7 protein-coding genes are annotated in these 10,708 nt (G+C 66.8%); 3 read left to right on the plus strand and 4 right to left on the minus strand.

All coding sequences use genetic code 11. The features are described 5' to 3' along the window. Positions 1-754: 754 nt before the first annotated feature. Positions 755-2,737 (plus strand): DUF4445 domain-containing protein, encoded by a 1,983-nt coding sequence (locus GC150_15775; GenBank protein ID MBI1386366.1) that lies wholly within the window; start codon positions 755-757, stop codon positions 2,735-2,737. 28 nt (positions 2,738-2,765) lie between these two features. Further along, positions 2,766-3,554: a GntR family transcriptional regulator gene (locus GC150_15780; GenBank protein ID MBI1386367.1), complete on the plus strand. Its 789-nt coding sequence runs from the start codon at positions 2,766-2,768 to the stop codon at positions 3,552-3,554. 79 nt (positions 3,555-3,633) lie between these two features. Here GC150_15780 and GC150_15785 read toward each other — a convergent pair whose 3' ends face one another. Then, on the minus strand, positions 3,634-3,990 hold the full coding sequence (locus tag GC150_15785; protein MBI1386368.1) for a hypothetical protein: 357 nt from the start codon (positions 3,988-3,990) through the stop codon (positions 3,634-3,636). A gap of 158 nt (positions 3,991-4,148) precedes the next feature. On the opposite strand from GC150_15785, the gene GC150_15790 reads away from it, so the two are divergent. After that, positions 4,149-5,279: a carboxylate-amine ligase gene (locus tag GC150_15790; GenBank protein MBI1386369.1), complete on the plus strand. Its 1,131-nt coding sequence runs from the start codon at positions 4,149-4,151 to the stop codon at positions 5,277-5,279. A gap of 21 nt (positions 5,280-5,300) precedes the next feature. On the opposite strand, the gene GC150_15795 is transcribed toward GC150_15790, so the two are convergent. From GC150_15795 to GC150_15805, 3 genes are all read right to left on the minus strand, one after another. After that, positions 5,301-6,680, minus strand: a complete 1,380-nt coding sequence (locus GC150_15795; GenBank protein MBI1386370.1) for an HlyD family type I secretion periplasmic adaptor subunit — start codon at positions 6,678-6,680, stop codon at positions 5,301-5,303. Next, positions 6,677-8,944: a type I secretion system permease/ATPase gene (locus GC150_15800; protein ID MBI1386371.1), complete on the minus strand. Its 2,268-nt coding sequence runs from the start codon at positions 8,942-8,944 to the stop codon at positions 6,677-6,679. The genes GC150_15795 and GC150_15800 overlap by 4 nt, the downstream gene beginning before the upstream one ends. 162 nt (positions 8,945-9,106) lie before the next feature. Next, complete coding sequence (locus GC150_15805; protein ID MBI1386372.1) at positions 9,107-10,519, minus strand: TolC family outer membrane protein; 1,413 nt, start codon at positions 10,517-10,519, stop codon at positions 9,107-9,109. Positions 10,520-10,708 lie beyond the last annotated feature (189 nt).

Consider the following 10,708-nt stretch of genomic DNA (forward strand, 5'->3'; position numbering starts at 1 on the left):
GGCGGTGCGCCGGTGACCTCCGACTGGGCCGAGAAAATCGACGCCGACGGCTATGCCGCCGATGCCGCCCACGCGGTCTCGCTCGCCAAACAGCTCGTCGACGACCTCGCCGAGGAGATGGACGGCGCGCGAAGAAACTGATGGGGTCCCGGCCCAGAGCCCCGAGGTGCGTTCACCTGCGCCTACTCGAAATGCGGGCCGGGCGCAGGAACGCCGACCGGACGGCGTCAGCGGGCGCCGTCCCTCGGGAAGCTTTGCCTTCGGCGAGCGGCTCGGGGACGATGGCCATCGCCAGGTGGACATGCCGCGGCGCTCGACGGACCGACGGCGGACAACGCTCCAGCGCGTGCAGCCAGTGTTACGTTGCCGGCGAAACCCTCCCTCGCTTCGGAAACGTGAGCCCGCGCCCTCTGGCCCGCTGTTCCGACGTCCCTCGACGGGGACCGTCCGGACGGCGGGCTTTTCTTGCCCTTCGACCTGCTGGCGCTGGCCCGCGGCACGGTGTGAACGACGGGAGGCCGGCGGCGGCCGCTTCCAGGGACCTCGAGCGGTGTGCCGCCGTTCTGGCGCGACACCCTCTCGCATACCCCGGACAGCTTCAGCTCAACTCCTTTGCCGCTGCGAAACAGCTTAGATTTGCGGCATTCCCGCGCCCCCGATTGCCGGTCCTGGACGATCGGCGGGGCGCGGACCGGAGGTATCACCGCAAGGGCGAGCGGGACTCGTCCAAGCGCTGCATTCGACAGGAGATGATATGAGCGGGTTCACGGTTACGTTCGCTTCGGGCGACGGCAAGGCCAAGCCCGTCACCACCACCGCCGAATCCGGTGAGACATTGCTCAAGGCGGCGTGGCGGGCGGGCGCCGAAATCGAAGCGACGTGCGGTGAGCGCGGTCGCTGCCGTAGCTGCCGCGTCAAGGTACTGAAGGGCGAGGTCTCGCCACCGACGATCATGGACACGGTGCAACTGGGTCACGAGGAGGTGCAGGAGCGCTTCCGTCTCGGCTGCCAGGCGCGCGTCACCGGCGATTGTTCGATCCTCATCGCCCCGCCGAAAGCGGAAGTGAGCCACAAGATCCTCGCGATACGCCGTTCGCCGGCCGACGATTCGCGCCTCGGCCTCGACAGCGGCGTCGTCAAATCGTTCATCAAGGTCACGCTGCCGGACGACGAGAACCACCAGAGTTCGGACATCGAGGAGATCGTGCGCGAACTCCCGGTCACGATCACCGCGCCCACCCCCATCGACATCCTGCGCAAGATCCCTCGCGCCCTGCGCGAGGCGGATTGCGAAGTGACCGTGACCACTTTCAACGGTGAGATCATCGAGATCGAGCCAGGCGACACGACCGCGCACAAATTCGGCATGGCGTTCGACATCGGCACGACGAGCATCGTCGGCTCGCTGCTCGACCTCGACAGCGGCGCCGAACTCGCCTCGGTCGGCGGCATGAACCCGCAGGCCGCATTCGGTGGCGATCTCATGTCGCGGATCGCCTTCGTACAGGAGGAGCCCAAGCGCCTGCAGACGCTGCGCGCCAAGGTCCTCAATGCCGTCAATGGCTTCGTTCAGGAGGCCTGTGAGAAGGCCGGGGTCGGGATCGAGCACGTCCACAAGATCGTCGTCGTGGGTAATTCGTGCATGCATCACATCTTCGCCGGCATCGACCCGACATTCATGGGGCTCGCACCCTATGCGCCGTCTGTGCGCGAGGAACTCGTGATGAGCGGGCGGGACGCCCTGCTCAAGAGCGTTCCCAACGCCCGCGTATGCCTCCTGCCGCTGATCGCCGGCTTCGTCGGTGCCGACACCGTCGCCTGCATGCTCTCGACGCGCATCTACGAGAGCGAGACCATGCGTTGCCTCGTCGACATCGGCACGAACGGCGAGGTGGTGATGGGCAACAAGGATCGCCTCATCGCCTGCTCGGCGCCGGCCGGGCCTGCCCTCGAGGGCGCCCAGATCCGCCATGGAATGCGCGGCGCGCTCGGGGCGATCGAGCGGGTCACCATCGACGACGACGTCAGTTGCCAGGTGATCGGCGGGGTGCCGCCAATCGGCATCTGCGGCTCCGGACTGATCGATGCGATCGCGGCGATGAGTGGGGCGGGTATCCTCAACGAGCGTGGGCTCATCAGGGCGCCGGGCGCGACGGAATTGCCCGAGAAACTCGCAGGGCGCCTTCGCCATCGCGACAACCGGGACGAGTTCGTCCTGACCTGGGCCGAGGATGCCGGAAAGCCCGAGGACGTGACGCTGAACCAGAGCGACGTGCGCCAATTGCAGCTCGCCAAAGGCGCCATATGCTCAGGCGTCATGCTCCTGCAAAAGGTGCTGGGGCTTTCCAACGACGAGGTCGACGAACTGATGCTGTGTGGCGGGTTCGGCAATTACATCAGCACCGCAAGTGCCGTCAGAATTCGAATTCTTCCCGACATCCCACTGGATCGCATCACCTATTACGGCAATGCGGCCGGGCTCGGAGCGCAGATGGCGTTGCTTTCGGAGACGGAACGTGCCAGAGCCAACGAACTCGCCAACCGGGTCGAGCACGTGTCACTTGCGACCCATCCGAGCTTCCAGGACATTTTCGTCGAAGCGTTGAAATTCCCTGCGGCCGGTTTCGTGCCACGCGAAACGCGCGTGATCGCGAAAGGCAAAGGCAAGGGTGAAGCGCGCACCGCGAAGGGCAGGAAACGCAAAGCACGCGACGCGACCGTGAGCGAAGGAACGTAGGCATGAGGCGGCAGGCATTGGCAATGGAATGGCGGGCCGCCATGGGTCTGCCCTCGCGCCGGGACGTGGCGCACGAGGCTCGTTGCACATTCGCACGCCGCTGGCACGGGAGGGCTTCATCATGCTGACGATCGAGGCCGAGCGCGAGGTTCACGGCGACCGCATGACGATCGAGCCGAGGGTCAAATCCGACCATGCGTACGACATGCTGGTCGACCGCATCATCCACCTCGACTACATGCCCGGCGAGCAACTGCCCGAAAAGCGGCTCATGGACGAGTTGCAGATCGGCCGCACGCCGGTGCGCGAGGCTTTGCAGCGGCTCGCGGTCGAGGGGCTCGTCTGCCGCGAGCGCCACCGCGGCATCTACGTCTGCGAAGTCGATGCGCACAGTGTCGAGGAACTCTTCGAGTATCGACTGGCGACGGAAGGGATGATCGCACGACTGGCGGCGAGCCGCATCAAGAAGGATCGGCTGGCGGTGCTGCGCGCGTTGCACAAAATGGCCGACGAGGAGATCGTCACCGGCAAGTGCCAGAGCTACACGTTGCACGCGCGCGCGCTTTACGTCTCGATGGCGGCGGCTTCGGGCAATCTGCATTTCCAAGAAGCGGCGCCACGCGTCTTCAATCTCGATGCGCGGCTCACCGTCATCGCCAGCCGCGCACCCGACGACTGGTGCCATTTCGCTCGAGGAAGCTCGACGGCGATGGGCGAATTGCTGGACTGCTTCGAGAACCAGCTGGCCGACGAAGCCGAGCATCTCGCAAAGCTCTATGTCGTGCGCCGCTATCGCGAGTTCCTGGCGCGCTTTTGAGCGTCGGCGACGCCACCCCGAGGCGAAGCGAGCGCGGCCCGACGGGGGCGCCAGGCCAGCAGGCGCGCGCTGGCTCGCCCTACTGGCGAATGAGCAGGTTCTTCACCGTTTGACCGTTGCGGCCATAGAAGGCCCACGACAGCTCGCAGAACGCCTCGACGCTGGAGCCCTCGAGAAAATCCTTGGCCTCGGAACGGCCGAGTTCGTAGCCACTCGTCCAGGCATCGCCGCCGGCCTTCTCCAGCGTCTCGGCGAGTTCCTTGCGGATCGCGTCGTTCCTCCCGAGATTCTCGCAGGTTTCGTCGGCGAGATCGACGCGGCCCCAATGGTAGGCTGCATCCGCGATCTCGCGCTTGGAGAAGGCATGAGCCGCATCGGCCGCCAGCAAGCCGGCAAGACACGCCAGGGCGGCAACCAAAGACAAGCGGGATGACATCGTCGGGAGTCCTTTCCGGCGCACTTGGTTCGTCTCACAAATCACGTAACCAGCACATGCAGCCGATTCAAGGCCGCGCATCGAAACGTGCGCCCTTTTCCAGGGCCCCATCGGGCGCTAGCCTCAGTTGAGCAACGACACTCGACCGGGGGAACGCCATGGCCGATCAACCGCCGTTCACGATCGGCATCGAGGAAGAGTACCTGCTCGTCGATATCGAAACCGGCGACCTCAGGAGCGATCCTCCGGCGTCGCTGATGGATGACCTCAAGGGCCGGCTCGGCGAGCGCGTGACGCCCGAGTTCCTGCGCGCGCAGGTCGAGGTGGGGACCGGCGTCTGCCGGACCGTGGGGGAGGCGCGGGCCGAACTCGGCGAGTTGCGCTCGACCATCATCGAGGTCGCGGCCGCCTACGGGATCGCGCCGATCGCGGCCTCCACCCATCCGCTGGCGAACTGGCGGGCGCAACCGCACACCGACAAGGATCGCTACAATGTCCTTGCCCACGACATGCAGGTGGTCGCGCGCCGGCTGCTGATCTCCGGCATGCACGTGCATGTCGGCGTGGCGCCGGACGATCTGCGCATCGATCTGATGAGCCAGGTGTCCTATTTCCTTCCACACCTGCTGGCGCTGTCCTGCTCCTCACCCTTCTGGCAAGGCGAGGCAACCGGATTGCGATCCTACCGTCTCGCCGTCTTCGACGAGTTGCCACGCACCGGGCCGGCACCCGAATTCGCAAGCTTCGGAGAGTTCCAGCGCACCGTCGCCGTTCTGGTGCGGGCCGGTCTCATCCAGGATGGCAGCAAGCTCTGGTGGGATCTGCGGCCACACCACAGATTTCCGACGCTCGAGATGCGGATCACCGATCTCTGCACGCTCATCGAGGATGCCGCGGCCGTGGCGGCGACCTACCAATGCCTCCTCCGGATGCTCTGGCGGCTGCGTCTTTCGAACCAGCGCTGGCGCACCTATTCGAGCGTGCTCGTCGGCGAGAACCGCTGGCGCGCCCAGCGCTACGGCCTTGCCGACAGCCTCGTCGACTTCGGGCGGGGCGAACTCGTCGCCTTTCGTGATCTCGTCGGGGAATTGCAGGCCCTGATCGCCGAGGACGCCGAGGCGCTCGGGTGCACCGCCGAGATCGCGCATCTCACGCGGATTCTCGAGCGCGGCAACAGCGCCGATCGCCAGATCGCGACCTACGAAGCGGCTCTCGCGGAAGGGCATGAAAAGGACGCGGCGCTGCGCGCCGTCGTACGTCAGCTGATGCGTGAGACCGCGGTGACATAACCCATCGCGCGGCCCTCTGGCCTAGCGCTCCCGCAGCGCGTTCTGCGCCATGCGGGTCATGGGCTTCATGAGATAGGCGAGTACCGTCTTGTCGCCGGTTCGCACGTCGACGTCGGCGACCATGCCCGGCATGATCTCGAGTTCGCGCGGTCCGTTGCGCAGCGTGCTCGCCTCGGTGCGCACGCGGATGAGGTAATATGTTTCCCCGCGATCATCGGTGATGCTGTCCGCGCCGACCTGCTCAACCTTTCCGTCCAGACCGCCATAGAGGGAAAAATCATAGGCGCTCAGTTTGACGAGCGCTTCCTGGCCGGGGCGCAGGAACGCGATGTCCTGCGGCCGGATGCGGGCCTCCACCAGCAGCGTGTCGTCGACGGGCACGATCTCGACGAGGTCGTGCCCGGGCTGGACCACCTGGCCGGGGGTCGTCACGTGAACGGTCTTGACGATGCCGCCGACGGGGGCCGTCACCGTGGTCCGCTCGAGCCGGTCCGCCGTCGCGCGCGCTGCCTCGGTGAGGGAGGCAAGCTCGATGCGGGTCGCGTTCAACTCCTTCAGCGCCTCGTTGCGGAAGGCCGAAAGCCGCTCGCGGCGGCGATCCTCGGCCTCGGCCCTGGCACTCGCGAGCCGCGGCAGGGAGAGGCGGGCCGCCTCAAGCGCCCCGGCGGTGTCGTTCACCTTGCTCTCGATGGCCAGTATCTCCGAACGCGAGACCGCACCCGAGCGCGCAAGCGGCTTGACGAGGGCATGCTCCTCGCGGGCGAGTTCCAGTGACTTTGCGAGGGTCTCGATCCGTGCCTCGACCTCGATGATCTCCTGGGCCCGTTGGGCGGCCTGGTGCTCGAAGGCGGCGAGCGCGGAGGTCAATTCGCGTCGCCGGGTCTCGTAGTGTTCGCGTTGGCGGGCGACCAACTCGGGGCGCCGCGCAACGAGGTCGGTGGAAAACTCGGGCTCGCGATCATTGCCCTCGGCTTCGAGGCGGGCAATCGTGGCGGCGAGGCCGTCGAGCCGCTCCTGGACCTCCCCGAGGGAGGAGCCGGCGAGCGTCGGATCGATGCGCAGAATGACTTGACCGGCCTCGACGCGGGCTCCCTCGCGCACGAGGATTTCGCGCACGATGCCGCCCTCGAGGTTCTGGACGATCTGCAGGCGACTTGCAGGAACGACGCGACCCGGTCCGGTCGTCACCTCCTTGACCGTCGCAAAGGCCGCCCAGGCGATGAATGTCGCGACGAGCGCCATCAGCGTTGCCAACAACAGGCTCACCCCGCGCGAAGGCGGCTGCATGAGATCGGCGCTGAGCGAGGTCGGCACGCCGAGGGCGCGCGGCGCCTCAACCGGGCGGCTGGCGCGGTCGTCGAGCGGGTGGGCGCCGGTGAGGGTATTGCGTGCCATCGTCATGCGGCCCCCGCTCCAGGCTTGATCCGAACGCTGGCGGCGCGGGTGCGCGTCATGGCCTCGAGTTCCTTCAGAACGACCGACTTGGGGCCGTCGAGAATCTTGCGTCCCGCTTCGAGCACGATGAGGCGGTCGACGATGGCGAGCACGGCCGGACGGTGGGAAATGACGACCAGCGTGCGCGCGCGGCAGGAGCGGGTGAGTGCCTCGACGACGACCTGCTCGGTCCGACCGTCCATGTCGCTCGTCGGTTCGTCGAGGAGGAGCACGCTCGGCTCGCCGAGGAAAGCGCGCGCGAGTGAAACGGATTGACGCTGACCGCCCGAAAGGCCGGCGCCACGTTCGCGCACCGGGGTGTCGAGCCCCTTCGGCATGCGCATGATCCAATCGAGCGCACCGGCGGAGCGGACCGCCGCGAGCACGGCCTCGTCCGAAGCGCCCGGATCGGAGAGCGCGATGTTGGAGCGGATCGTGCCGTGGAAGAGGTCGGAGCCCTGCAGCGCGAAGCCGACGTGACGGCGCAGCACGGCGGGGTCCAACTGGCCGGCAGGAACACCATCGACGAGGACCCGTCCGGACGTCGGGCGCGCGAGTGACTGAATGAGCCGCAGCGCCGTCGTCTTGCCACTGCCGATGGCGCCGATGATGGCGACCTTTTCGCCGGGCTCGATGTCGAAGGAGATATCGAGGAGCGAGGGGGGCGCGTCCGGCTCATAGGAAAAGGTCACACGCTCGAAGGTGATGCGGCCGGCGATGCGCGACGGTGTCAGCAGGCGGCGGCCCGCCGGGCGCTCCTGCTCGGCGTGGACGATGGCATCGAGGGCGGTGAAGGCGAGGCGGACCTGATGCAGGCGCGTCACCAGCATGGCGATCTGGCCGAGTGGCTGGAGGGCGCGGCCGGCGAGCATGGTCGCGGCGATGAGCCCGCCCATGGTGAGGTCGCCGGCGGCCACGAGATAGAAGCCGACGACGATCATGGCGATCTGCGTCAGGGTCTGGAGGGCCTGGACGCAGGAATGCCCGAGGCTCGAGCGCTCGCGGATGGCGTGGGATGTGCGCACGTGACCGGCGACGGCGCCCTCCCACTTCGAGGCGGCCCAGCTCTCGGCATTGCATGCCTTGACGGTCTCGAGCCCGACCACCGTCTCGACCACGACGGCGTTTTTTTGCGCGGTCTCGCGAAACGCTTCCTCGGTCAACCGGGTGAGCGAACGCTGGGTCAACCATCCCGTGAGGACGACGACAGGGATCGCGGCGAGAAGGAGCCAGCCGAGTGGTCCGGCAATGATGAAAATGGCGGCGACGAAAACGAAGAGGAAGGGAGCGTCGCCGAAGGCCGTCAGCGTCGCCGAATTGAAGAAGTCTCTTATGGTCTCGAACTCGCGCAGCGCATTGGCCCGCACCCCGGCCGAGACCGGACGGTCCGGCAGGCGAGCCCCCATCAGCCGCCCGAAGACGAAGCCCGAGAGCACCACATCGGCCCGCCGACCCGCTATATCGACGAAGCGGGCGCGCAGCACCTTGATCGCCATGTCGAAGACCGTCGCCAGCATGACGCCGATGGCGAGCGCCCAGAGCGTTTCCTCGATCGCATTCGGCAGAACGCGGTCGTAGACGTTCATGGTGAAGAGCGGCAGAGCCAGCGCCAGGACATTGATGGCAAGCGTTGCCAGGATGGCCTCGGCATAAATTCCCCGGCTCGCGGAAAATGCCGGCAGGAACCAGCCCCGGCGTCGCTCGGAAAGCGCGCCCTCGCCGCGCTCGTCGAGGCCGCTCGCGGGCCGCAGGACGATGACGGTGCCGCTGGCGGCGGCCGTCAACTCGGCGATCGGGCGAAGCTTGCGGGTCTCGGGGTCGGCGGGGTCGCAGATCTCGGCCCGCACGGCGCGGCCGCCCCACCGGCGCTCGATGCGCCAGACCGTCGCAAGGCCGCCGTCGCGCAAGAGGACGATGGCCGGCAGCTCGATGTCGGCAAGGCGCGCGACGGGCCTTGCGACCGCCTCGCCCGCCAGTCCGGCGCGGGCGACCGCCATGTCGAGGTGTGCGAGCGTCAGGCGGCCATCGGTCAGTGGTAACCCGGCCTTGATGGCGATCGCCGTACTCGGCAGCCCGTGATGGCGCGCGACCTCGACGATCGCTTCGGCCAGGAGGTCACGATCCGCGCGGACTTTGGGCGCAGCGGTTGCCGCAGTAGAAGCTTCACGCGCGCCGACGATGCCGCGCGCGGCGATCTCGAGTTCGCTCTGGAGTTTGCCGACCTCGTTCATCCTGCTGCCTCACGGGCGACCATACTGGCCCGCTGCTGACGTCCCTCGGGGTGCGGCTCACGAGCCCGGGCGCACCGAAGCGCGACGAAAGCCCTATCCGCAAAAAGGGAGTGTCCGGCAAACTGGTAAAGCGCAGGAAAACAACGTTTGGAAAAGCCGCGACTATTTGTAGCCGTCCACGCTCGTTTCCCAATTGGCGTGGTAGTTTTCCGGCTGCCAGGACTCGATTTCCGTCCGCCAGCCGTCGATCAACGTCGGGGCAGGTGGGGCGATGCCCTCGGCCGGCAGATCGAGCCCGAGGGCGGGAACGAGGCGGCCCATGGCGGCAAGCAGACGGTAGCCACTGTAGACGCCGATCAGTTCCTCGTTTCGCAGAGCGCTCTCGGCAAGGAACAGCTCGGTCTGGGCATCGAGGAGGTCCAGGAGCCGGCGGCTGCCGGTATCGAACTGCTCATAGTATGCCGCCTTTCGACGGCGTTGAAGATCGAGCTGGCGGCGCAGATCGCCGACCCGCTGACGCGAAGAAACGATCGAATTCCATGAAACGCGCGTCTCACGCTCGACGACCCGCGTCATGTTCGCCGCGATCTCGGTTGCCTCGGCCGCCCGGGCCTTGGCTTCCCAGAAGCGCGCCTTGTCGATGCCGCCATTGAAGATGTTCCAGCGGATGACGAGGAGTGCACGGACCTCGAGGTCGCGATCACCGTCCTGCGTGACGCCGTGGCCGTGGTCGGTCGTCAGCTCGAAATTGGCCTTCGGAAAGAAGCGCGAGTAGGCCGATCCGATGGAGGCTTTCGCGGCGAGCGTATCGAACTGCGTGGCCATGATCGAGGGCGCGACCTCGACCGCCTCTGATACGGCGGCCTCCACAGACCCAGGCAAGCCACTGGCTGCCGGCGCGGCAGCGAGCCGGCCCGGCATGCGCCCGACGACCGATTTGAAGAGTGCATAGGCATCCTGTAGCCGACCTTCGGCTTCCGCGACGATGGCGCTGGCGTTGGCGGCCCGCGCTCCGGCCTCGGCGCCCTCGGCCGAGTTCGCCTTGCCGGCGCCAACGCGCGCTCGGACGCGGCGATGGATCTGCTCGTGGGCCGCGTGGTTCGCCCGGGCCGCTTCCAGAACGCTGCCCGCGCGGATGACCTCGAGGTAGGCCTGGACGGCGCGAAGGGCGATCGAGTTCGCCGTGTCGTTGACGCGCCAACGCGCCGAGCTGACCCTGTTCTTCTGGCGGGCGATCTCGTGGCGGGCTTCGAAGCCGTCGAAAATCCGCTGGGAAAAGACCGTGCTGACACCACGCGTGTCGTGCCAGCCGTTGCTGCTTTCGATGCCCGTTCCGGACAGATAGCTGTTGCGATCGGTGCCGACATGGGCCTTGACGTCGAAAGTCGGCAGGTTCAGCCCGCGCGCGGCGTTCAACTCGTTGTCGATGGCGCGCCTGTTGAAGCGGATGGCGCCGAGTTCGGGATTGAGGGCAAGTGCTTCCTCGACCACACTCGTCAGGGTGTCGGCGCGCGCCGCTTGGCCCACACAAATAAGGGCCGCGAGCCCGATCGCCGCCGCTCTAGCGATATTCATTCCAAGATGCCCCCGTTGCCCGCCGCCCGCTAACGTCTCTGAAAATCAGCTTTTTAGGCTTGCCCGCGCGTTGGCTCGCGCGAAACTTTTGCAGAGCTTATCAACAGGTGAGCGATTTTATCAACAGGTGACTGATTCGCCGCCAGATGAGTACAACCCATGGTTTAGTGGCGGCGAAGCAGCATCTAT

The organism is Hyphomicrobiales bacterium, from assembly GCA_016125495.1.
In the GTDB taxonomy this organism is placed as follows: domain Bacteria; phylum Pseudomonadota; class Alphaproteobacteria; order Rhizobiales; family RI-29; genus RI-29.

Excerpts from the sequence above, each read along its gene's own strand:
- GC150_15775 (MBI1386366.1), top strand. The coding sequence starts at position 755 with ATGAGCGGGTTCACGGTTACGTTCGCTTCGGGCGACGGCAAGGCCAAG.
- GC150_15785 (MBI1386368.1), bottom strand. The coding sequence starts at position 3,990 with ATGTCATCCCGCTTGTCTTTGGTTGCCGCCCTGGCGTGTCTTGCCGGC.
- GC150_15795 (MBI1386370.1), bottom strand. The coding sequence starts at position 6,680 with ATGACGATGGCACGCAATACCCTCACCGGCGCCCACCCGCTCGACGAC.
- GC150_15805 (MBI1386372.1), bottom strand. The coding sequence starts at position 10,519 with ATGAATATCGCTAGAGCGGCGGCGATCGGGCTCGCGGCCCTTATTTGT.
- GC150_15780 (MBI1386367.1), top strand. The coding sequence starts at position 2,766 with ATGGCGGGCCGCCATGGGTCTGCCCTCGCGCCGGGACGTGGCGCACGA.
- GC150_15800 (MBI1386371.1), bottom strand. The coding sequence starts at position 8,944 with ATGAACGAGGTCGGCAAACTCCAGAGCGAACTCGAGATCGCCGCGCGC.
- GC150_15790 (MBI1386369.1), top strand. The coding sequence starts at position 4,149 with ATGGCCGATCAACCGCCGTTCACGATCGGCATCGAGGAAGAGTACCTG.